At 42.0% G+C, this 22,655-nt stretch carries 19 protein-coding genes and 1 pseudogene; 1 reads left to right on the top strand and 19 read right to left on the bottom strand.

What is annotated here, in order from left to right:
- Positions 1–8 precede the first annotated feature (8 nt).
- The 9 genes from proB to LQ216_RS01460 form a co-directional block, all read right to left on the bottom strand.
- A complete protein-coding gene (gene proB / locus LQ216_RS01500; protein ID WP_230126353.1) occupies positions 9–1,109 on the bottom strand; it encodes a glutamate 5-kinase in 1,101 nt (366 codons plus the stop codon).
- Between the two features lie 350 nt (positions 1,110–1,459).
- Positions 1,460–2,917, bottom strand: coding sequence for a glycogen synthase GlgA (glgA, locus tag LQ216_RS01495; protein WP_230126352.1), 1,458 nt, complete (start codon positions 2,915–2,917; stop codon positions 1,460–1,462).
- A 13-nt stretch (positions 2,918–2,930) separates the two neighbouring features.
- A complete protein-coding gene (gene glgD, locus LQ216_RS01490) occupies positions 2,931–4,040 on the bottom strand; it encodes a glucose-1-phosphate adenylyltransferase subunit GlgD (protein ID WP_230126351.1) in 1,110 nt (369 codons plus the stop codon).
- A 35-nt stretch (positions 4,041–4,075) separates the two neighbouring features.
- Positions 4,076–5,221 carry a glucose-1-phosphate adenylyltransferase gene (locus tag LQ216_RS01485; RefSeq protein WP_230126350.1) on the bottom strand — a complete coding sequence of 382 codons (1,146 nt, stop codon included), beginning with the start codon at positions 5,219–5,221 and terminating at the stop codon, positions 4,076–4,078.
- Positions 5,211–7,139, bottom strand: a complete 1,929-nt coding sequence (gene glgB, locus LQ216_RS01480) for a 1,4-alpha-glucan branching protein GlgB (protein ID WP_230126439.1) — start codon at positions 7,137–7,139, stop codon at positions 5,211–5,213. Before glgB ends, LQ216_RS01485 begins: the two co-directional genes overlap by 11 nt.
- 303 nt (positions 7,140–7,442) lie before the next feature.
- Positions 7,443–8,459 (bottom strand): glycoside hydrolase family 15 protein, encoded by a 1,017-nt coding sequence (locus tag LQ216_RS01475; RefSeq protein WP_230126349.1) that lies wholly within the window; start codon positions 8,457–8,459, stop codon positions 7,443–7,445.
- A 223-nt stretch (positions 8,460–8,682) separates the two neighbouring features.
- Positions 8,683–9,117 carry a GtrA family protein gene (locus tag LQ216_RS01470; RefSeq protein ID WP_230126348.1) on the bottom strand — a complete coding sequence of 145 codons (435 nt, stop codon included), beginning with the start codon at positions 9,115–9,117 and terminating at the stop codon, positions 8,683–8,685.
- Positions 9,071–10,108, bottom strand: coding sequence for a glycosyltransferase family 2 protein (locus tag LQ216_RS01465; protein ID WP_230126347.1), 1,038 nt, complete (start codon positions 10,106–10,108; stop codon positions 9,071–9,073). Before LQ216_RS01465 ends, LQ216_RS01470 begins: the two co-directional genes overlap by 47 nt.
- Positions 10,109–10,128: 20 nt before the next feature.
- The gene (locus LQ216_RS01460) at positions 10,129–11,808 is read right to left on the bottom strand and encodes a DUF6044 family protein (protein ID WP_230126438.1); all 1,680 of its coding nucleotides are present in this window, start codon (positions 11,806–11,808) and stop codon (positions 10,129–10,131) included.
- 563 nt (positions 11,809–12,371) lie between these two features.
- Here LQ216_RS01460 and LQ216_RS01455 point away from each other — a divergent pair.
- A complete protein-coding gene (locus LQ216_RS01455; protein ID WP_230126346.1) occupies positions 12,372–13,586 on the top strand; it encodes an MFS transporter in 1,215 nt (404 codons plus the stop codon).
- A 59-nt stretch (positions 13,587–13,645) separates the two neighbouring features.
- Here LQ216_RS01455 and LQ216_RS01450 read toward each other — a convergent pair whose 3' ends face one another.
- The 10 genes and pseudogenes from LQ216_RS01450 to LQ216_RS01405 form a co-directional block, all read right to left on the bottom strand.
- Positions 13,646–14,485: a deoxyribonuclease IV gene (locus LQ216_RS01450; protein WP_230126345.1), complete on the bottom strand. Its 840-nt coding sequence runs from the start codon at positions 14,483–14,485 to the stop codon at positions 13,646–13,648.
- Between the two features lie 33 nt (positions 14,486–14,518).
- Entirely contained in the window at positions 14,519–15,325 is an 807-nt protein-coding gene (mutM, locus tag LQ216_RS01445) for a bifunctional DNA-formamidopyrimidine glycosylase/DNA-(apurinic or apyrimidinic site) lyase (RefSeq protein WP_230126344.1), read from the bottom strand.
- Between the two features lie 542 nt (positions 15,326–15,867).
- Complete coding sequence (gene opuFB / locus LQ216_RS01440; RefSeq protein ID WP_230126343.1) at positions 15,868–17,385, bottom strand: osmoprotectant update ABC transporter permease/substrate-binding subunit OpuFB; 1,518 nt, start codon at positions 17,383–17,385, stop codon at positions 15,868–15,870.
- Positions 17,378–18,346 carry an ABC transporter ATP-binding protein gene (locus LQ216_RS01435; RefSeq protein WP_230126342.1) on the bottom strand — a complete coding sequence of 323 codons (969 nt, stop codon included), beginning with the start codon at positions 18,344–18,346 and terminating at the stop codon, positions 17,378–17,380. Before LQ216_RS01435 ends, opuFB begins: the two co-directional genes overlap by 8 nt.
- Before the next feature lie 120 nt (positions 18,347–18,466).
- Positions 18,467–18,883, bottom strand: a complete 417-nt coding sequence (locus tag LQ216_RS01430; protein WP_230126341.1) for a cytosolic protein — start codon at positions 18,881–18,883, stop codon at positions 18,467–18,469.
- Positions 18,884–18,982: 99 nt separating this feature from the next.
- Positions 18,983–19,740: pseudogene (locus LQ216_RS01425) on the bottom strand (exodeoxyribonuclease III).
- Between the two features lie 25 nt (positions 19,741–19,765).
- Positions 19,766–20,293: a mismatch-specific DNA-glycosylase gene (locus tag LQ216_RS01420; RefSeq protein ID WP_230126340.1), complete on the bottom strand. Its 528-nt coding sequence runs from the start codon at positions 20,291–20,293 to the stop codon at positions 19,766–19,768.
- A gap of 171 nt (positions 20,294–20,464) precedes the next feature.
- A complete protein-coding gene (locus LQ216_RS01415; protein WP_230126339.1) occupies positions 20,465–20,866 on the bottom strand; it encodes an anti-sigma regulatory factor in 402 nt (133 codons plus the stop codon).
- Between the two features lie 8 nt (positions 20,867–20,874).
- Positions 20,875–21,225, bottom strand: coding sequence for an STAS domain-containing protein (locus LQ216_RS01410; RefSeq protein WP_117307439.1), 351 nt, complete (start codon positions 21,223–21,225; stop codon positions 20,875–20,877).
- A gap of 206 nt (positions 21,226–21,431) precedes the next feature.
- Positions 21,432–22,625: an ABC transporter substrate-binding protein gene (locus LQ216_RS01405; RefSeq protein ID WP_230126338.1), complete on the bottom strand. Its 1,194-nt coding sequence runs from the start codon at positions 22,623–22,625 to the stop codon at positions 21,432–21,434.
- Between the last annotated feature and the right edge of the window lie 30 nt (positions 22,626–22,655).

The following is a 22,655-nucleotide window of genomic DNA, read 5'->3' as shown; positions in this document are numbered from 1 at the left end:
TTCCCCCTCTACTCAGCTCTTACCCATTGATCACGATGAATGACTTCTATGGTCAAAATCGTTTCGTGTTCTATGTCACCCGTGCGCTTACCCATGATTTTTTTTAGACTTTCTGAGGAATAAAGAACCTCACCCTTGCCTACTAAACCGGTTGGGCCGATAACTTCGACGACATCTCCCCTATTAAATGCACCTGCAATCTTATGAATTCCCGCCGGGAGCAAGCTTTTTCCGTGAAAAAGAAGTGCTTTCTCGGCCCCTTTGTCTATAAAGATTTGCCCCATCACTGATGAATGGTGGGCAATCCATTGCTTCCTACCGGTAACTTGGGTGAGTTGGTCCTCCCCAATATATGTGCCATCTCCTTTTCCCTCTAATATTTCAAGTAATTTGCGGCGTCCTGTTCCATGTCCAATGAAAACTCGAACCCCGAGTGATAGTGCTCTTTTTGCGGCCAATAGCTTTGAAAGCATTCCACCTGTTCCGACTTTCGAACCTGCCCCTTCTGCTCCTTGGAGTACTTCCTCTGTTACTTCTTTTAAGTAATCGATTCTTTTGGCAGATGGATTTTTCCTTGGATCAGAATCGTAAATGCCATTAATATCGGTCAGAATAATTAGCTGTTCCGCATGGACCATTCCGCTGACCAAAGCCGATAACATATCATTATCGCCGAAGGTCAACTCCTCGACTGAAACCGTATCATTTTCATTTATGATCGGCAATATACTCCGTTCCAATAGTTCCATGAGCGTTGCGTAGGCATTACTATACCTTCCTTGTTTGGAAAAATCATTTCTTGTTAAGAGAATTTGAGCGGGAATGATCCCAAACTGGCCGAGCTTTTCCATATACAATTGAATTAACAGACTTTGTCCTACCGCAGCCGCTGCTTGTTTTCCCTTTAATGTAACCGGCCTTGACGGATAGCCTAAACGAATAAAGCCGGCCGCAACAGCCCCGGATGATACCAAAAGTACTTCATGGCCTGTTTCCTTGAGGGCGGCGATCGCTTCAATATGGTCAGAAAATTTTTCCTGGTCTATTTCACCCTTTGAGTTTGTCAAAGAACTGCTTCCGATTTTCACAACAATCCGTTTCTTCTCCATGCATACTTCCTCCAATGAAGTTCTCTGCTTTCTTTAAACATAAAAACCCTTTTCATCCTTGTGAAAAGGACGAAAAGGGCTTAATTTCCGTGGTACCACCTTACTTGGATGCACATAACACATCCCGCTTTGCTTGATAACGCTCAAAGTTAGCGCCTGTGTTTTTTGCACAGGACTCAGGAGGCAGGTTCTACGGCTTTGCTGGGCGAAGTCTTTCAGCTGTAAACTCGCTCTCTGACACAGAAAGATACCCGTATATTAACCCTCCATTAACGTTCATGGATTCATTTTTTTTATTATGCAAGAGATTTGGGTCTATGTCAATTCAAACTATTTAAAAATTTTGAAAATTATTCTTCATCGGCAGTAGTCAGTTCTTTGCCAAAGACTAGTTGTTCATATAACTTATGATATTGTTCGGCTGAAGCATCCCAGCTGTAATCCTTGTTCATTGCTCTGTTGACCAGCTTGCGCCATTTGTTGGACTGAAACCGGTATAGCCAAACGGCTCTTTCAATCGAATATAGCATGTCGTGTGCATTATAATTCGCGAAACTGAATCCATAGCCTTCGCCGGTGAATTCATTATAAGCGACTACGGAATCCGTAAGTCCTCCCGTTTCTCTAACGATAGGCAATGTTCCATATCTGAGGGCAAGCAGCTGGCCAATTCCGCACGGTTCAAATTCAGATGGCATCAGAAACATATCAGAGCCGGCGTAAATCTTGCGTGCGAGCGTTTCATCAAAATAATTTTCGAATCTGACCCGATCAGAGTACTGTGCCGCTAAATCCCTCAAGACATGCTCATAGTGATTATCCCCGGTTCCAAGAACGACAAGCTGAACATTGAGGTTCATGATTTCATGAAAAACACGTAAAATCAGATCGATTCCTTTCTGTTCAACAAGCCTTGTCACCATTGATATGACCGGAACATCTCCTTGCAGTGGGAGATTTAAAGACTCCTGGAGCATCCGTTTGTTTTCCGGCTTGCCTTCATCATCCTCAAATGGGAAGTATATCGCTTCATCCGATGCGGGGTTATATTCTTCATGGTCAATTCCATTCAGAATACCAACCAATTTCGGCGTTCGTTTCCGCAAAAACCCATCGAGGTTCTCGCCATAATGCGGCATTTGAATTTCCGTTGCATATGTCGGACTCACGGTGGTCAAGTAATCCGAGAAGGCAAGGCCGGCCTTCAAATAACTTACATTCCCATGGAACTCCAGGGCATCCATGTTGAAATAGAGATCGCTTAAATCCAGCAACTCCGCTAACACTGCTTTCGGATATATTCCTTGATAGCGAAGATTATGGATGGTGAAAACGGTCTTGATCCCCTGATAAAAAGGATGGTTATGATAATGGGCCTTCAGCAAGACGCTAACAGGTCCTGTCTGCCAGTCATGGCAATGGAGGACATCCGGTTTATCATCCAGGTAGGGCAGTGCTTCCAACACCGCCCTTGATAAAAACGCAAAGCGCTCGCCGTCATCAATAAAACCATAGCTGCCATGCCTTTTAAAATAATATTCATTATCTAAAAAATAATAGGTTACTTCCTGATGAATCAATTTTTCAATTCCGCAATATTGCTTTCTCCAGCCAACCGGTACTTCCACATTAGTTACAAAAGACATTTGCTCTTTAAAATGAAAGGGCAGGTCCCCGTATTTCGGCAAGATAACACTTGCATTGATATGTTGTTTTTTTAATGCTTTGGGCAGGGTGCCAATAACGTCTCCGAGACCGCCTGTTTTAATAAACGGCACGCACTCGGATGCAGCAAACAATACATTCATCACAAGTCCTCCGTCACATGATTTCCGCTTTTTTAATTACTTTTGGATGGGATTCCGACCCAACCACAACCGTTTCTTTTGTAATAATGGCTTGCTTATCCATAATCACATTTTCTATGTAAGCCCCTGCACCAATTTCTCCTTTTTGCATAATGATGCTGTTTTTCACAACGGCACCAGGATGAATTTTGACTCCGCGAAAAATAATGCTGTCTTCGACGATTCCTTCTATCTCACAGCCATTTGCGATAAGTGAGTTGCTTGTCTTTGATAAAAGGCCATAGTTTACCGGAGCCTCGTGCTTTACTTTCGTATATAAATCCCATGAATCATAAAAGAATGAACGGACAACCTTCGGATCGAGAAACGACATATTGCCTGAATAAAAACTGTCGACTGAATGGATAAAGGGCATTTCACCTGTGAAATGATAGGCTTTTACACGCAATGTGTGAAGATTTGCCTTCACCGCATCTTTAATCAAGTCATATTCATCATTTTCGACACATTTTATAATTAAGTCGATTAATAGGTTTTTATTGATAACAAAAGTTTCTAAGCATACATGTTCGCCGTGCACGGGAGAGGTATATAGCTCGATGTCTGTAACGGTTCCTTCTGCATCACATGTACAAGTATGATAAATCGGCTTTTCGACCGGTTTACCGTGATAATTTTTGTAAACAACCGTGATATCCGCTCGTTCCATTCTATGTTTGGCTACAACATCATTAAAATCAATCTTATTCACATGATGGCCAGGGGAAATGATGACCGTGTCCTCATCTGAACGCTGGAAAAACTCAAGATGGTCATAAAAATGCTGGAGGTCCCCTTGTAATTTTTCGTCAGGATGGACAGGAGGCAATATGAATAACCCTCCATTTCTCCGGTCCAGATCCCACTCCTTTCCCGACCCTAAATGATCCATAATGGAACGATATTTGTCTTTTGTAGCCACTCCGACCTTCGTGATGGAGGCATTAATGAAATTCGACAAAGTAAAGTCGATCAGGCGATAGCGTCCGGCGAAGGGCACAGATGCCATGCTGCGATGCTGTGTCAATTCTTTTAGAAATGGTTTTTCATTGATCGTATTAATAATGCCTAACACGTTGCCCATATCGATCACCCCTAAGATTGTCTTTGATATTCGTCTTAAATATGTGAAAAAATTTTCCGTTTATCACCAATCAGAATCACCTCGTCTAATCCTTCTGTAGGCTTAATGACCATTCCATCTTCAATGACGGCGTTATTGGCGATAATCGCTTTTTCAATCGTTACATTTTTGCCAATGATCACATTCGGCATGATGACTGAATCATGAATCCTCGAACCAGAACCGACCTGAACATTATAAGAAAGGACCGAGCGGTGTATATGCCCATACACCATGCAGCCTTCGTTCACTAGCGATTGTTTGACTTCGGCTTCGGGTGCAATGTATTGCGGCGGGTGATTGGCATTTCCAGCGAAAATCTGCCAATTTTGATCATTGAGAGAGAAGGATGAATCTTCGTTCAACAAATCCATATGCGCTTCCCAAAGGCTTTGAATCGTCCCGACGTCTTTCCAATAGCCATCAAAACGGTAAGCATACATCGAGTTTCCGTCGTTTAGTATTTTCGGAATGATGTCTTTTCCGAAATCGTTCGAAGAAGCCGGATTTTGTTCATCCTGAATTAGATACTCCTTCAACAGCTTCCAGTTAAAAAGATATACTCCCATCGATGCGAGGTTGCTTTTTGGGTCCTCGGGCTTTTCCTCAAATTCAATGATTTGATCTGTCGCATCGGTGTTCATGATCCCAAAGCGGCTTGCCTCGAGCCAGGGTACGGGAATGACGGCGATGGTTGCATTAGCACCATGCTCAATATGGAATTCAAGCAGCTTGTTATAATCCATTTTGTAAATGTGATCACCAGAGATTATGACCACATATTCGGGATCATATTGATCCACATAATGAATGTTTTGATAAACGGCATTCGCTGTTCCTTCATACCATTGTCCGCCATTTTTTCCTTGATAAGGCGGGAGGACCGAGACACCGCCGTGATTGCGATCCAGGTCCCACGCGCTGCCTTTTCCTACATAAGAGTTTAGTAGATGTGGCTGATATTGTGTTAACACACCGACTGTATCAATGTGAGAATGGGTGCAATTGCTTAGCGCAAAATCAATAATTCGATATTTCCCGCCAAAAGATACGGCCGGTTTTGCTAATTCATGTGTCAATTCTCCAAGTCTTGATCCTTGCCCGCCTGCCAATAACATTGCGATCCACTTTTTATCTGCCATTCTGGTCGACTCTCCCCCGCCGTTTTTTTGTTTGCTTCATAAATATTGCTATACCTAATGGAGGAACGGTGATTTCCATGCTGAACCTTTGGTTGTGATAGGGCACTTTTTCAGCTTCGATGGCATCACTGTTAACTCTTCCAGAGCCCCCGAAGTGATTGGCATCACTGTTAAAAACTTCGATGAAACTACCATTCGCTGGAATTCCGATGCGGTACTTATCGTAAACATGCGTGGAAAAATTACAAACAACGATGCTGTAATCTCCTTTGCGTTTTCCCTTTCTCATGAATGTCAGGACATTTTCATGATGGCTATGATCAATCCATCCGAACCCGTCCGGTTCATGATCAAGCCGCCATAAACTAGATGTATCTTTATAAAAATGGTTCAGAGATTTGAGATAATGGTTAAGCTCTTGATGTGCCGGGTAATCAAGCAGATGCCAATCCAGTTCCTCCTTGTCTTTCCACTCTGCAAACTGTCCAAGCTCGCTCCCCATGAACAATAGCTTTTTCCCTGGGTGCGTCATGAAGTAGCCGTATAGTAAACGTAAATTGGCGAATTTTTGCCAGTAATCTCCGGGCATTTTGTCCAATAAAGAACGTTTCCCGTGCACGACATCATCATGTGAAAATGGAAGCACGAAATTCTCTGAAAAAGCATAGAAAAATGAAAAGGTTAAAAGATTGGGATGGTGTACCCGTTCCGAAGGTTCGAGTTTCATATATTTTAATACATCATTCACCCAGCCCATATTCCACTTGTAGTTAAATCCTAAGCCCCCCTTATCGATGGGTGTTGTTACTAGCGGCCAGTCTGTTGCTTCCTCAGCCATCATCAGCGCCCCGGGATATTTCTTGAATACTGTTTCATTTAGCTTTTTCAGGAACCGGATGGCGGCTTCGTTTTCTTCTCCGCCAAATTCATTTTGAAGCCTTTCCGGCAAAGGATTGTCATGATTCAACAAAACCATCGAGGAAACGGCATCAACGCGAAAACCGTCAACATGGTAGACATCCATCCAAAACAGGACGTTTGAAATGAGGAAGCTGACCACTTCCGGTTTCTCAAAATCAAAGCTGTACGTTCCCCATAAGGGGCGCTCAGCCCGTCTAGGGTCGATCGGCTCATAAAGAGGCGTGCCATCAAAACGACCCAGCCCGTGGATATCCTTGCAGAAATGGGCCGGAACCCAATCCAATATCACACCTATCCCTCTTTGGTGGCAGCGATCAATGAAGTACATGAGATCTTCTGGTTTCCCATACCTGCTGGTTGCGGAAAAGAATCCAGTAATTTGATAGCCCCACGAACCGTCAAATGGATGTTCCATCACCGGCATGAGTTCAATGTGGGTAAATCCGTTTGTGATCACGTGTTCAATCAGCTCGTCTGCAAGCTCACGATAGGTATAAGCCACGCCATTTTTCTTTCTTTTCCACGATAAAAGGTTTACTTCGTAAATAAGCATCTGATTATGGTAGGAATCCGATTTTCCCCTGGCAGCCATCCATTTTCGGTCATTCCACTCATATTGATCTACTGAGTGGATAATCGAAGCCGTATTCGGCCGTTCTTCGGAAAAGAATGCGTAAGGGTCCGCTTTGAGAACGACATGATTCTCAGCGGTATGAATCTCATATTTATATAAACTCCCCTCCTTCAGTCCCGGGATAAAGATGACCCAAGTACCGGTGTTTCGGATACGGCTCATTCTATGATTGGAGCCCTGCCAATGATTAAAATCACCTACGACAGAAACCTTTCTCGCATTTGGAGCCCATACGACAAACCGGACGCCTTCGACACCTTGTAATGTGGTCAGATGGGCACCAAACGTTTTGTAACTTTCGTACAGAGTTCCTTCATGAAAAAGATATAAATCGTGTTCACTCGGAGTAATATTCTCCTTCATTTCGAGTGCAATATCCAAGTTAGCATCACCCCTTCTTATTATGTAGTCGCTAATAAACAAAGATATGAATACATTCGATGCGAAAATTGCGAACCCTTTGACGAGGGCTGTCTATTATTGTCGGAATCCAATAAACTATAAAGAACAGTACTTTAGTCCCTGAAGCCGAACACGAAAAAAGGACTTCCTATTACCAGGAAGCCCCCTTTTTCACTATGCAGAAGGAAAGTTTCATTCCCTTTCTGCATAAGTGAGACCACGCTTAATCTCCGCCTATAAGGCGAACCGATCAGCAAGTGTTCGTTATTCTATTTTATATTTCCGTTCGTCCTTTTCGTTTCCTTCAATAAACAGATACGATAACGCAACCGCCCATGCCAGCGGTGTGTTCTTATTAGGTTTGTTTGTACCGCCGATATATAATTCCGGTACCTCCCAGTTTTCGGGAACGATGCGCTTTGTTTTGCTGATATATTCCTGTACTTTATCCATCATTCCAAGTTCCTTATAACACATTCCCATCCATGGCAGCCCGAAGCACCATTCGGCTTCGCTTCCTTCATTATAATACACATCATTTTCATAACGGATACAGCCATGCTTTCGCTCCAGCCTGCTTGAGATATTATTCAGGATTAGCAGGGCCGTATTGCGATCAACAATTCTATAAGGGAATATTAGCGACAGTAAAGCCAAATCCGTTTCTTTTGTCTCACTTTCGCGTGGAAGCATGAAACGGAGCGTCTCTTCGCCTTTGTGGATGCTATCGTCGTCAACGTCAACCAGCATTTTGACAGCATGCAGGCCAGCGACACATGCCCCGATACTTGAAGCATGAACCTCCATATTTTCTTCCCACATTCCATTATCCTTTGCCTGCCAATATTGTAAGCAATCAAGATATTGAACAAGCTTTTGGACGATTTGCAGATCTTTCTCATCCCTGATGACTTTCTTACCGTGCCGGACTCCTTCTCCAACGCCCCATAGGAACGCTCCAATTGCATCATTTTGAGCATGGCCCCATTCCACATGAAGCTCTGTTAAATCCTTTGCGTAGCGTGAATGGATAAATTCATAAAGATGCTGGGGTTTCTTTTTTGTGTGAATATCGATTTTCCATTCGTAATTTCTGAATAAGTCGAACAAGCTATGATAAGCCTTTTCATACCTTTCACATGGCGAATGCAAAAACGACAGTACGGTATAGACTACGTCCCGGATCCAAACATAATTGTAATCTTGAGAAACGCTGGCTGTATATGCACCATTAGGAAGCCTCATCGTGTCAAGAACAGAAATCGCTTTTTCTGCATTCATGAACGTCACTCCTTAAAAATTGGATTATTATTCTTATTTTTCTCAAAATTGGCATGTTCTAAACAAAAAAAACAGAAATAACGACAAAATAAATTTATGAAGCGCTTACATTTCTTTGATTCTGTAAACACCTGCTGTTTGTATGTTACTATTTTATTCACGACTGCCTGTTTTGACATCATTAATCTCGTAATAAAGTAGTAATAACGGCCCTTTTTCCATTTCATTTCGAAAACGCCTTAAATACGATGTACTTCTGGCCTATGTAGTTTGTAATCGTGTACATACAACTCCCAAGAAATACGGATAAATTTTGTTGTGAGACTGGAATGTTATGGAGGATCCGTTCACTGACCCAGCTACTTGTGCTATACGATGCAAAATAGCAGCAGAGAATGACCGAAACAAACAATAGGCCGCTTTTTTTAAAGGACACGTCGCTTTTGAACGTAAATGCCCTATTTAATAAAAAGCTGATGACAGCCCCTGCCCCGTTTCCGAGAAATGTGGAGAACCAATAACTTATATGGAAAGCGTTCATCAGAATGAAAATGGCTGACAATCCTACACCTGTATTGATGACCCCTACCAGTAAAAAGCGGATAAATGAATTAGTTCGTTTCAGGCAGGTTTCTAAGATCAAGGTTATATGCGTCATCTTCCGCTCTTTCTGTATTTTTTAAATGTAGCGACATCGGCAGAGAATAAGAATCCATATCGATAATATACTTCGGGCGGCGTTTGGACTCTTTGTAAATTTTGCCGATATATTCTCCAATCAAGCCAATGGCAATTAACTGCAATCCTCCGATAAGCCAAATCGAGGTAATTAACGATGTCCAGCCGGTGGCCGTATTCCCGGAAAACTTTAGAATGAAAAAGTAACAGCCGAACAAAAAGCTGATTACAAAGGAAAAGATGCCAACGAACAATACAAACCGGATCGGCGTAACGGAAAAGGAAGTAATGCCGTCGAACGCGAAGGCAAGCATCTTTTTCAAAGGATATTTGGTCTCCCCTGCCATCCGTTCCTTTCGGTCATAGTGGACTTTTGCGGATCGCAAGCCAATCAGCGGCACAATTCCGCGTAAAAACAAATTTACCTCTTCAAATCGCTCCAATTGTTGAAGGGCCCTTTTACTCATTAACCGAAAGTCCGCGTGATTATAGATAAGGTCCACGCCTAATTTGTTCATGAATTTATAAAAGCCTTCTGCTGTGCTTCGTTTAAAAAACGAATCGCTATCACGTTTTCTGCGGACACCGTAGACAACGTCAAATCCTTCCCGGTACTTTTCAACAAACTCCCCAATAACCGCGATGTCATCCTGCAGGTCCGCGTCAATGGAGACTACGCAGTCGGACATATTCTTTGCTGTGAACAGCCCGGCAAGGAGCGCGTTTTGATGCCCAGCGTTTCTTGAGAGCTTCAAACCGGTTACCCATTCATTTTTTAAACTTTCTTTAAGGATGATCTGCCATGTACGATCCTTGCTTCCATCATCAACGAATAGGATTTTACTTTTATCGGAAACAAGTTGGCGGACGGCCATGTTTTCTAACAAGTTATGTAGCTGGCTAATTGTATCTGGCAGAACGTCCTCCTCATTGAAGCAAGGTACAACAATCGTAAGAATTGGTTCAGACATACATGTAACCTCCTAGGTGTCTATTTGGCTTTATATAGGTAAATTTTCCATGCTGCTTGTTTGGAGGTGAAAACCTGTTCCAAATGAAGCTCGATGTCGCTTGCGTTTTCAATCGGTAGTGCTGAAAACAGATAGGTTCCTCCAAGATCTTTAAATGCTTGAGTGTTTAGTTCAAGGTTCTTTAATCGCTTTTTTGAATCCTTTTTAAACATGTAATGCTTGCCCAGTTCATCTGAAAACACATAGCATCTTCCTCCCCATTCATCAAAATAAATCCGGAGAGTCTTATTTTTGGCCAATTCCTCTTCAATTATTTTGCGAAACTTGTATTTATAGCGTAACGGATAAAAGTTATTGTATGTATCGAGCGTGTAAAAGCCGTTATACTGGGCGATCGCTGGATGTATACCAATGCTTGCGACCCGGTAATCCTCTTGGGGGATCGCGATATATTCCTGTATTTCATCGAATATTTCTTCGGCATAATATTCTCTCACAGTAGGTTTCTTTTGATAAATTATTTCATCATTAAAAGCAAACAGGACAATAATTTGTGCGATGATGATAGCTGTGATGGATTGATTATTTTTCGTGCAATTCCAGATAATTTTCAAGGCAAGCGCAAAACCAAGATATATGACTAGCGGTCTCAAAAAATGATATCTGGCAAAATTAAATGTATCCAAAAAATGAAATCTTTCCGTTAAAGGAAGCCAGCCTTTGTAGAACCAGAACGCATACCATGTGGAGAGGGCAAAGTTTAATCCTAACAGGAAAACAAACACGTTCTCTTTTCTCCATAATTTATGTTTTATCAGCAAGTAAAGAGCAAATAGAATGATTGGAAGAACAATAAGACCATGCACCGTCATCACATGTGTATGCCCCAGCACGAAATTCTTAAACGCTAGCCGAACCGATCTCCATAGCGGAAGCCTTGCATGAAAATACTCATCCCGGCTACTTCCTTCCGAAGAAAAAAGAAAGGAATGAACGAGTCTGTATTCCACTAACAAGTAGATGAACGTCATATAGGCAATCGAGCATATAAAACGAAAATTCCATCCCTTCCCTCTAATAACCTCGACAACCCAGAACACAGCCATTGCGGTCAGGAAAAAGAAAAAGCCGAGCACAAAGCTTGAATACAACGGCAAAAGAGTAAGCACAAGATAGTTTATCCACGAATTGTCGCCCTTCCTGATATTTAAGAATGCCCAGAGAGCAAGCGGCATTCCCAGCGTACTTAGCATGCCGGATGGCCAAAAAGGCGTAAGAGCGAATGCAAGAGCCGTTCCAACCCGGATTACTCCCCATTCATCCCGCGTGATAAAATGAGTCTTCAACAGCCAATACATCCCGAGGAAGGCAATAAATCTGGTAATTGCCTGGCTTAGTCCATAAGCAATCATGGTTGGGAACAGAGCATACAGCCAGATAATTCCGCTATACTCCGTACCGAAAGCGTTTCTTGGCAAGCCATTGATGACTTGCGGTATTTTCGCTGTCACCCCGCCAAACAGCTGGCTGCTTTCAGTTAACACCTTATACCAGGCAATGTTTGAGTCTAAATTATCATGAACCCGAATATGTGCGTTCTCTCCTAAAATAAACAATGGGCCTAAATAGACAGCAATCAAAATCAACGCGTAGCCAATAAGTCTCCGCTCTGTTTTGTCATTTAAAAACAATTGATACACCTCATTAATAAAAGCGGAAGTGCCTTGCAAGTACGACCTTCAACTAAATTGCATCGTTATGTCTTACGTCGATGCCACTCCGTTCCATGCTTATGCGACTGACATAAGACGCGCCGAGCAAGACATCGGCCGAATAAGATCGTCACTTCGTGTGGTTGCATCGGCGCAAGTCACGTCCTGCACATCATAACTAAACACTTTTCGAATTTTAAAATGTAATCATTATATAGATAAATATCACCATGTTATTAACGTTAGCTTTGCATCTGAAATATATTCCTTAACTCATCTCTATCTGCAATAATAAATCAACGCATGAAAATGAAAAATCGGCTCAGTATTAAATGATTTCATTAAACTTCTACTATTCTGCTTTATAACGTGACATAAGAATTCAGAAATGTTACTTTTCAAATATTAGTAAAAATACATATTGCTGATAGGTCATTCAATGTAGTAAGATTGGTTGATGTGATTGTGTTAGATTAATAGCCTCTCAATTATTGTAGAGGGTACTTTTCAAATAATTCGTATATAAGTTTTCGATGAAAGAGGGGAAAAGTATGTCATCACTTAAAGAAAACCGGACGCCATTAGTCCTTTTAATGGTCAATATGTTCATTGCGATGGTTGGGATTGGCTTGATTATCCCCGTTTTGCCGGTGTTCCTAAAAGAATTCGGGGTCGGCGGCCAGGCAATGGGCTATCTTGTCGCTGTTTTTGCGTTAACCCAATTTATTTTTTCTCCCATCGCCGGGGAAATTTCAGATAAATATGGGAGAAAAATCCCTCTCATTGTCGGTTTATTTGGTTTTGCTTTGTCTCAGCTCATTTTTGCCGTGGGGACGGAGATTTGGATGATGTATGTTTCCCGGCTTCTTGGAGGAGTTGGGGCAGCGTTCATGATACCGCCTATGATGGCATACGTTGCCGATATTACAACAGAAGAAGAACGCGGGAAAGGAATGGGCCTTCTCGGTGCATCGATGTCGCTCGGTTTTGTTATCGGACCTGGGATCGGCGGATTTCTTGCTGAAATCGGAATAAGGGTACCGTTTTATACTTCAACTGTCATTGCAGCAATCGCAACCGTTTTGTCATTGCTTTTGTTGCCGGAAACACTTTCTGTTGAAGCAAGGCAACGAGCTCGATCCGATAAACGTAAAAAAGAAAGCATGATTAGACAATTGCAAAAATCTTTCAAGGCCCCTTACTTCATGCTTCTTGTTCTTGTGTTTACGATGACCTTCGGCTTGTCAAACTTTGAAGCAATTTTCGGACTTTATGTTGATGAAAAATTCGGTTTTACACCTAAGGACATTTCGATCATCATTACGATTGGCGCCTTGATCGGAGTGTTCATTCAGTCGGTTATCGTTGATAAAATGCTGACTCGCTTCGGTGAAAAAAAGGTGATGTACTGGACGTTCCTGATTTCCGCAGCATCCATGATCGTGCTGTTAGCGGCCGTAAACTTCTGGTCCATCCTGGCAATCACCGTTGTGTTCTTTACGGCCACCTCTCTGGTGCGACCGGCATTGAATACATTATTGTCAAAAATGGCAGGAAATGAACAAGGATTTGTGGCCGGGATGAATAATATGTATATGAGTATCGGCAACATGATCGGGCCTGCTTTAGCAGGAATCCTCTTTGATGTTAATATCAATTTCCCCTATATCTTGGGGGCTTTCATTCTTATGATAAGCTTCGCGCTGGTTCTATCCTGGAAAGGCGGTCGCGCAGTTACGACAACGCCTGGAACGGTTGGGGAATAAGAAATAATAAGCGGACTCCGGACTTTGATTCCGGGGTCTATTTTTATCAGAAGAGACCCTCATCTCTTTCCCCAAGTATGTTGTAATTGTAGAATTTCATCTTTATGCGTAATTCCTTCCTTAGAAGGCGTTTCCAGGATAAAAGGAATCTCTTTTAAAACTGGTGAGCTTATAAGTTCATCAAATTGATTTTTCTTTATATGTCCGCCTTTGAAGATATTGGCGTGACGATCTTTACCAAGGCTGGACTGAAATTTCGAGTTATTGAAATGTATCGCGTATAACTCCTTAAAATACGATAACTCCTGCCCTTTAACGGTAAGAGCCTTCCAATTATCCCCATCCCAAAGTCCGCTTGCGAAGGCATGGCAAGTATCCAAACAAAATCCGATTTTTTCGGGTTTCTCACAGAGGTTCCTCACCTGTACTAGTTCTTCAAAAGTCGTACCGATACTGCCAGGTTTTCCAGCGTTGTTTTCAAGCAGTATTTTGCAAACCCCTCCCCATTCCTTTGTAACATCGTTCAGCATCTCAATCATCAATTGATAGCTCGCCAAAAGATCGTGGCTGCTGATTTGGCTTCCGAAGTGGACAACAATCCCTACAGATCCACAAGCTTCAGCAATCTCCAAGTCATTAATTAACGAATGGATTACAGCCTCTCTTTTATCATGCGATGGAGTAAGGCTTGTCGGGTATGGGGTATGCGCGATAGACGTCAGCCTGTGTTGCTGACAATACTTTTTACAAGACGCAGCATCGATCTTATCAAACTTTTTCACGATTAGACTTCTTGGGTTTTTAGGAAAATATTGAAAAGCAGACGCATTCAGTGCTGCTGCATGTTTAGCCGCCCCAAAATATCCCTCTCTAATACTCACATGGCAACCAAATTTCATTAAAATCCCTTCCGTTTCTTCTGAGGATCCCTTTTAAGATTGACAACCTGTACAATAAAACGTCTTTCGAGAAGAAATGATCTCTTTAATAATCGCAACTCCGCATCTTACACACGTTTCACCTTCCCGATCATACACCTTGCATAACGAATCGTATCCTCCTGTTAACGTGTCGCCTTGAAAAAAGGGTTCCATATACCCGCCGTGCTTTAAAGCATCCTGCAGGACAAACCGAATCGATTGATAAAGCTGGATGACTTCATGCTGATTAAGCTCATTCATTTCCCGCATGGGCAGGATTCTTGCGTGAAAGCAGATTTCATCGCTGTAACAATTGCCAATCCCTGATAAAAACTGTTGGTCCACTAATTTCGATTTTAAACGGCCTCGTCTCTTCTCCATTAATTTAATGAATACATCCTCTGTAAATTCCTGTCCCAAAGGTTCAGGACCTAAGTCAGATAATTCCTTTTGTATACATGTTTTATCATAGAGATGCAAATAACCGAGACGTAAACCGATAAAGTAAAGATTCTGCTCGCCAAATGAAAATTGAATTTGGATCGTCCGGTCGGGCTTTTCCTCAGTCGTTCCAAAAAACATCCTTCCGCCGAGCATTAAGTGCAATAAGAGCAAATAGCCGTTTTCAAGGTGAAACAATAGTTGTTTCGCTCTTCTTTCCACCGTCACAACCTTTTGCCGGGAAACATTATTAATAAACTCATCTGGCTCCACATTTACCGATTTTGCACGATTAATCTGTACATCCGTAATCGTTTGGCCTGCTATCTTTTGATTGAGCAATATTCTGTAATTTTCCATTTCGGGAAGCTCTGGCATGCCGTCTACTCCTTTGTAAAGATAAAAAAAGTGGGGGGGGACCCCACCTCGGGGAAGATTTTCGAACATCCATTCCACATCAAAGCATTTCCCCTTCTTACTGGTAGTTCCGTTCCGTTGCGTAGTTCTTATTCTCCTAATTGCATCTGCCGTATGGTTTTTAGTTCGGGTTATTATAGTTGTGCAAATTTCTCCTAAGCTTAAATCGATCATATATTACTATTACCAGTTATCTACACATGAATACCTAGAATAGTTGCCTCGTTGTACGGACATTTTCCGTACGAGCTTCTTAAGCAAAAAAAGGTTTACGATTGTCTTGTCTGAACGAGTTAAAGCTCAGGTTGTAGTATCTTATATCCAGATTGTCAGTTATGTTTACCACTGGTTCACTTGTAAGCAGGACAGTTTCGACTGCTAATAGAGAATCGATTATTCAATCAGAACAAATTCTAGGAAATCTTCAATTATCGGATGATTATGTAAGATCCCTAACATAGTAAAGAGAGAGGGGCCCTGGGGCCCCTCTCTTTATAGCATGTCTAGTTTAGCAGACCTTCTGTATCCAAAAATTCTTTGGCTACTTCAACTGCCTTCTTTCCTTCCACATTCACCTGGTAATTCATTTCACGCATTTGATCGTCAGTAATTTTTCCTGCGAGTTTGTTCAATGCTTCCTCTATTTCTGGGTATTTATCAAGTGTTTCCTTTCTTAACAAAGGGGCTCCTTGATAAGGAGGAAATAACCCTTTATCATCTTCCAGTACTGTAAGTTTATACTGCCTTAACTCGCTATCGGTAGAATAGGCATCCACAAGATTGATATCGCCGGTTTTTATTGCGCCATATCGCAGTTTAGGTTCCATCGTCTTTACGTTCGCGAATTTAATATCATAAAGCTTTTGGATGCCCCGGTATCCATCTTCCCTGTCGGAAAACTCCAGCGTAAAACCGGCATTTATTTGTTGCTGTATATTTTTTAAATCTGATATGTTTTCCAGCTGGTACCTATCAGCTGTTGATTTTGGTACCGCGAGCGCATACGTATTGTTGAAATCCATTGGTTCTAGCATCTCAAGATCAAACTTATCGGACATCCCTTTCCGCGCTTGATTATATACTTGTTCTCTATCTGTACTTTCAGCCGTTTCCTTCAAAAACTCGGAAATGGCGGTTCCTGTGAATTCAGGATAGATATCAATATCGCCTGATCTCAAGGCATTGAATACGAATGAGGTTTTCCCCAGGCCAGGCTCAAGCTCCACATGTAAATCAGTTTCTTCCTCAATGAGGAGCTTATACATATTAATTAAAACTTCAGGTTCTGCGCCGAGCTTGCCGGCAATCACAATATCTTCCTTCTCCTCTCCCATTACATTTGGTAACACAATGGCAAGCAATGCGGCCATGGCAGCTATGCTTAATATAATGAGCGATTTTTTAAAGGAGATCCGTTCGAATTGTCGGAGCAGAAAGTCGAAAAGGATCGCCAAAAGCGCGGCCGGTATAGCACCAAGAACAATAAGTGAGGTGTTATTCCGGTCAATCCCGAGCAGGATTAGATCCCCTAACCCTCCTGCTCCAATGAGAGCAGCTAATGTTGCAGTCCCGACAATCAGCACCATCGCTGTCCTTATCCCCGCCATAATAACCGGCAAAGCCAGTGGCAGTTCTACCTTCGTTAGCAGTTTTCGGCGATTCATCCCCATTGCCCTGCCTGCTTCTATTAACGAAGAATCAACTTCATTAATCCCTGTATAGGTATTTCTCAAAATAGGCAGTAAAGCATAAATAACTAACGCAATAATGGCAGGAATCGTACCAATGCCAAAAAGCGGGATGAGCAGTCCAAGAAGAGCCAATGACGGGATTGTCTGCAGGACCGCCGTAACACCTATAATTCCTTCGGCTACTTTTTTATACCTTGTTAAGTAGATGCCAAGAGGGATCGCAATAATAATCGCGAAAAAGAGTGCGATAAAAGAAATTTGAATATGCTCAAGCAGTGCGCTTATAAGTTCATCCTGTCTTTCTACTAAAACCTTAGAGAAGTTATTCATGTCCTTTCCCTCTTTCTCCCCATCTTTCAGCCATAAACTGAATGACCAACTGCCTGTTAACCATGCCGATAATATCTCCGTCTTGTTCCACGGCGATACTCTCGTGTTCAGCGAGAAGCCCCAGGGCCTCTTTTAATGATGAGGTTACAGGAATCGTAACAGAGGGATTGTTCATAGCTTCCTCTGAAGTTATTCGGCGCACTGCTTTTTCAATGGTTATTTCTTCAGTTGGGATCGACTTCTCGATACCAACAAACTCTCTTACAAAATCGGTGGCAGGGTTTTCAAGAATTTCTTTAGGTGTACCGACCTGAACGATTTCGCCTGCTTGCATAACGCAAATACGATCGCCTATCTTTAAGGCCTCCTGGATATCATGCGTGACAAACACAATGGTTTTCTGAATGCTTTTTTGCAATTCCAGCATCTCATCCTGAAGCTTTTCGCGGCTTATCGGATCGAGAGCACTAAATGGCTCGTCCATAAGGATAATTTGCGGATCTGCCGCTAGGGCTCTAATGACACCGATTCGTTGCTGTTGTCCTCCTGAAAGCTCCTTGGGTTTTCTAGTTCTGTATTTTTCAGGTTCCAGATTTACCATTTTCATGAGTTCGTCCACCCGCTGCCCGACCTCCTCTTTTGCCCATTTCTTTAATTCAGGCACGATCGAGATGTTTTCTTCAATCGTCAAATGGGGAAATAGCGCAATCTGCTGAAGGACATATCCGATATTCCATCTGAGTTCATGGATATCATACTCACTGATTTTTTTCCCATCAATCAAAATCGTTCCCGACGATAACGCTATCAAACGGTTGATCATCTTTAACATCGTCGTTTTCCCGCATCCACTTGGTCCGATAATGACAAAGAATTCCCCTTTTCTTATATCCAAGCTTAAGGAATTTACCGCTTTTGTACCGTCAGGGTATAACTTTGATACGTTATCAAAAGTAATCATTTTTAGTCCCCTTACATGTGTCTTTTCTATAATCCTTAGAAAACCATTAAAACATTCTTTTGCCATTTTTGCTAATCATAAAAAAATGCCCCTTCTTTGCAGAGAGGCATGGGGCTTATATCACACTTCCAAGTGTTTTCCTTCTTCAACAATATGGTGCAGTAGATGGGCAAGGTGATGAAGTGGTCCGTACTCATCCTCTTCCTCTTCTCCCTCTTCTTCATCATTTTCATTTTCTTCTTGAAAATAAGCATCCTGCATGAAGAGGGCCATAAACTCATAAAAGTCCTTCATCTCGAAAGAGTAGCACCCGCTCGGTTCTTCACTATCCTCTTCATAGTGCAGGGCAAGGTAGGACAGATCACTGTCTTCATCTTCAGCATCGAAAAAAATAAAAAATCCGAAGTTTGTATCTAATTCGAATAAACGTCTCGTTCCTCCACTCGTTGACTTTTGAAATTCTTCTTGGTTTAATTTCTGAACCTGCATCGTGTCCACATTATCTTCCTGGTGAAAGCTGACTATAAATGAGTTCATGATTTAACCTCCTGTTTTTTAATGAATGGTTAGGTTTATTATTCCCCATCGCCTTAAAAATATGGCTGTTCCTCTATTATATATCCTCTTTTCCCAAGATTAATCAAGATCGATATCAAGAACGACCGGACAATGGTCACTTCCCATAATATGAGAATCAATTTGTGCATCTTTGATAGAAGGAGCTAAACGTTCCGATACGATGAAATAATCAATGCGCCATCCTATATTTCTTTCCCGTACCTTGCTCATGTAAGACCACCAGGTGTATGCTCCTTCTTTTTCGGGATATAATATCTGAATGAATCAACAAACCCGGTGCTCAGTAATGATGTCATTTTTTCGCGTTCTTCCGCCGTAAACCCGGAGTTCATTCTGTTTGATTTTGGGTTCTTTAAATCTATCTCATTGTGAGCGACATTCAGGTCGCCGCAAAGGATTACGGGTTTACTAGAATCCAATTCTTTCAGATAGGATCTAATTTGATCTTCCCACGTCAATCTGTAACCTAACCTCGAAAGATCCCTTTTGGAATTTGGTGTATAAACAGTAACCATAAAGAAATCCTCAAATTCGAGGGTTATGATCCTACCTTCCTCATCTTTTTCAGCCGACCCGAACCCGTAGCTCACTGATAGAGGTTCTTTTTTTGTGAATATTGCGGTGCCGGAATATCCTTTCCGCTCTGCATAGTTCCAAAATTGATAATAGCCTTCGAGCTCCAGATTAATTTGCCCTGCCTGCAGTTTGGATTCCTGAATACAGAATATATCAGCATCGATTTTATTGAAATAATCGATAAATCCTTTACCTACGCAGGCTCTAATGCCGTTAACATTCCATGATGCAAGTTTCATATATTTTGATTCTACTCCTTGACTTTTATTTGCTAGTTTCTGTTTTAAGTGAAGAAACCAATCTGGGCAGTTCACTATAAATTTTTAAAACCTCTTCTATCTTCATCCGTACCAACCCGCTTGAAGAAGGAGCGACAAAATCAACCGTTCCCGGAATGACAGACTGTTCCTGGACTCCCCAGGGGAGTTCTTTGATTCCACTGTAATGTTGATACACTCCCTTTCCGACAAAACAAACGACCCTTGGTTTAAATATACTGATCTTCCTTCTAAGTTCCGCTCTTCCCTCTCTATATTCATCCTTCGTTATTTCATCGGCAGCTTTGGTGGGTCTCGAAACGATATTCGTAAAGCCGAAACCTAGCTCCAGTAGCTGATCGTCTTCTTCTGGCTTGTACTTTCTTTCAGTAAGCCCCGATTCATGCAAAATCCTCCAAAACCGGTTGTTGGGGTTGGCGTAATTGTGACCGGTCTCACCTGAGCGGATACTTGGATTAAAACCGACAAATAAAATATCTAAATCATCTTTAATACGGTCATTGATCGGATTCATTCACACTACTCCTTCATCAACGATTTTTCAAGAAAAGCGTAAGGATTCTAATCTGTCACGACGGCACTAGTATCTCCGGTACGTCTAGCTAGAAATCCTGGTTGAAAGAGTTATACTTTCTATATGTTAAAAAAACTGAGAAATTCATAGTTTCTCAGCCATCTTTACCTATTATTTATTCCATTTAATTGTAGTTATTTCCGTACCTGTGCCGACCTCGGAATCTATCTCGAAATGATCCATTAGGCGTTTTACTCCAGGTACGCCGGCTCCCAAACCACCTGAGGTTGTATATCCATCTTCAAGTGCTTTTCGAATATCTTTGATTCCCGGCCCTTCGTCTTTAGCTACAATCTTTAACCCGGAGCGATTGTTTTCGTTAATTTCCTCGATCACAATTTTTCCAGGAAGTGCGTATTTAAATATATTTCTGGCTAATTCGGATATAGCTGTCGTGATTCTGGACTGGTCCACAACTCCGAATTTCAACTTTTTTGCAGCCTCCCGCCCTGATTGGCGTGCTGCCACGATATCCCACTCATTTTGTATAGGTACTTCAATAATTATTCTCATGGATCCCCTTATATAATGACATTAAAAATTTCTATACCTTTTTCTAAATCAAGGGCAGTATTCGCTCCATTCAGGTGTATCCCCAGCTCGACCAGTGTAATCGCAACCGCAGGCTGAATTCCTGTCAAAATGACCTTTGCACCCATTAATTCTGCCATGCTGACGATTTCGCCGAGAATTCTCGCTATGTACGAATCAATAACCTCTAGTGAAGTCAAATCAAGAACGACTCCCTTTGCCGCCGTTTCATGGATCTTCTGCAATAAATCTTCCTGAAGCGTCAAGGCGCTGTTATCATCAAGTTCTACTTGTATCGAAACAAGAAGAAGATCATACATCTTTAATATTGGTATTCTCACTAAATCACTCCTAAAAAATTCTACTCAAACTACTCATTAATTTATTATAAAGTTTGAATAAAAAGTAAGCAAGGTAAAGACGGAATAACGAAGGAAAACTCGCTGGTTGGCGAGTTTTCATTAAATAGTGTACGTTACACTTAATTTGAATAACAAACCTTCATTGTTGACATGTTTTTTCAAGGTTACTAGCTAATTATGAAAAATCACTTCACTTCAATCGGTACAATCTTTCCTTCTTCAACAGCTCCGACGACTAACTCTGATTCAAATCCGCCATCCTTATCAATAGAAGGAATGTTGTACACCTTCTTCTCCTCCGGCAAATTGTCCAATCCCTCTTGCATATGCTCACGAATCGCTTCAGAATCGTCAACCGTGCCGGCTGCCTTCATTGCCTCGACAAATATATTCATCGCGATGTAATTTAAGCCTGCTTCTGATCCGGGATCTTCCTTGTATTTTTCGTTATACTTTTTAACGAACTCATCGGTACCTGAATTATTATTATCGACTAATGGCAACACACCAATTGATCCCTCCAGGGCTTCATATGAACCAGTTACTTTGTTCATTTCATCAAGCTTTGCCTGATCCATGATAATAAAGCCACCTTTAAACCCTAGCTCTCTTGCTTGTTTTGCAACTTTCGCCGTTGGTTCTGATGCACCGCCGATGAATAATACATCCGGCTTCTTTTTTAAGGCATTGGTGACAATCGTAAAGAAGTCCGTGTCCTTTGTGAAATCGATCGACGAGTTATAAACCACCTCGCCACCGCTCTTTTCCCAATGGGGCAGAAGCTTTTCCGTCCAATCCTTCCCGTATTGGGATGCTGTTGGCAGAGCGGCGATTTTCTTGCCGAACCTCTCCATTGTATATTCTGTGAAAGGCTCAATATAACCATCGTAGCGAGGCGGGATTCGTACGGTTAGCTTGTTCTCTGATTCGGTGATTTTCGGTTCGCTCGTATAAGCGCCAATAATGAATTTGTCTTGCTGGTTGAACACCTGCAAAGCTGCTACGCCACCGCTATGCGGGGTGAAAATGATCGGCGTTTTATGCTCCTGAACTAATCGCTTGGCATTGGCACCCGTCTCATTTGGCAAATATTTATCATCCAGTGATTCGAGATTGATCTTGTACTTTTTCCCTTTTACCTCGAACCCACCGCTTTCGTTTATTTCTTCTGCTGCCATTTTCAATCCATTTAAGGTGCGCTCTCCATAGAAAGCAGCCGGACCGCTTAGTGGTCCGCTATATCCTATATTTACCGTATCTCCCTTGCTGTCTCCGCCTCCTGCTGAAGAACTGCTCGATTCTGAACCGCCGCATGCTGCTAAAATAAGAATCAAAGAAAAAAATACACTGACCATTGAAAGTCGCTTTGCTTTTTTCATATTCATCCCCCTCGGATATTATCTAAAATT

The sequence above is a fragment of the Bacillus sp. CECT 9360 genome (assembly GCF_918741275.1).
In the GTDB taxonomy this organism is placed as follows: Bacteria; Bacillota; Bacilli; order Bacillales; family DSM-1321; genus Peribacillus.
The sequence above is the reverse complement of the archived record's forward strand: the minus strand, read 5'-3'. Positions and strand labels throughout refer to the sequence as shown.

Bases quoted from the DNA above. Each gene is read 5' to 3' on its own strand.
- proB (WP_230126353.1), bottom strand. From the start codon at position 1,109: ATGGAGAAGAAACGGATTGTTGTGAAAATCGGAAGCAGTTCTTTGACA.
- glgA (WP_230126352.1), bottom strand. From the start codon at position 2,917: ATGAATGTATTGTTTGCTGCATCCGAGTGCGTGCCGTTTATTAAAACA.
- glgD (WP_230126351.1), bottom strand. From the start codon at position 4,040: ATGGGCAACGTGTTAGGCATTATTAATACGATCAATGAAAAACCATTT.
- LQ216_RS01485 (WP_230126350.1), bottom strand. From the start codon at position 5,221: ATGGCAGATAAAAAGTGGATCGCAATGTTATTGGCAGGCGGGCAAGGA.
- glgB (WP_230126439.1), bottom strand. From the start codon at position 7,139: ATGAAGGAGAATATTACTCCGAGTGAACACGATTTATATCTTTTTCAT.
- LQ216_RS01475 (WP_230126349.1), bottom strand. From the start codon at position 8,459: ATGAATGCAGAAAAAGCGATTTCTGTTCTTGACACGATGAGGCTTCCT.
- LQ216_RS01470 (WP_230126348.1), bottom strand. From the start codon at position 9,117: ATGACGCATATAACCTTGATCTTAGAAACCTGCCTGAAACGAACTAAT.
- LQ216_RS01465 (WP_230126347.1), bottom strand. From the start codon at position 10,108: ATGTCTGAACCAATTCTTACGATTGTTGTACCTTGCTTCAATGAGGAG.
- LQ216_RS01455 (WP_230126346.1), top strand. From the start codon at position 12,372: ATGTCATCACTTAAAGAAAACCGGACGCCATTAGTCCTTTTAATGGTC.
- LQ216_RS01450 (WP_230126345.1), bottom strand. From the start codon at position 14,485: ATGAAATTTGGTTGCCATGTGAGTATTAGAGAGGGATATTTTGGGGCG.
- mutM (WP_230126344.1), bottom strand. From the start codon at position 15,325: ATGCCAGAGCTTCCCGAAATGGAAAATTACAGAATATTGCTCAATCAA.
- opuFB (WP_230126343.1), bottom strand. From the start codon at position 17,385: ATGAATAACTTCTCTAAGGTTTTAGTAGAAAGACAGGATGAACTTATA.
- LQ216_RS01435 (WP_230126342.1), bottom strand. From the start codon at position 18,346: ATGATTACTTTTGATAACGTATCAAAGTTATACCCTGACGGTACAAAA.
- LQ216_RS01430 (WP_230126341.1), bottom strand. From the start codon at position 18,883: ATGAACTCATTTATAGTCAGCTTTCACCAGGAAGATAATGTGGACACG.
- LQ216_RS01420 (WP_230126340.1), bottom strand. From the start codon at position 20,293: ATGAATCCGATCAATGACCGTATTAAAGATGATTTAGATATTTTATTT.
- LQ216_RS01415 (WP_230126339.1), bottom strand. From the start codon at position 20,866: ATGAGAATAATTATTGAAGTACCTATACAAAATGAGTGGGATATCGTG.
- LQ216_RS01405 (WP_230126338.1), bottom strand. From the start codon at position 22,625: ATGAAAAAAGCAAAGCGACTTTCAATGGTCAGTGTATTTTTTTCTTTG.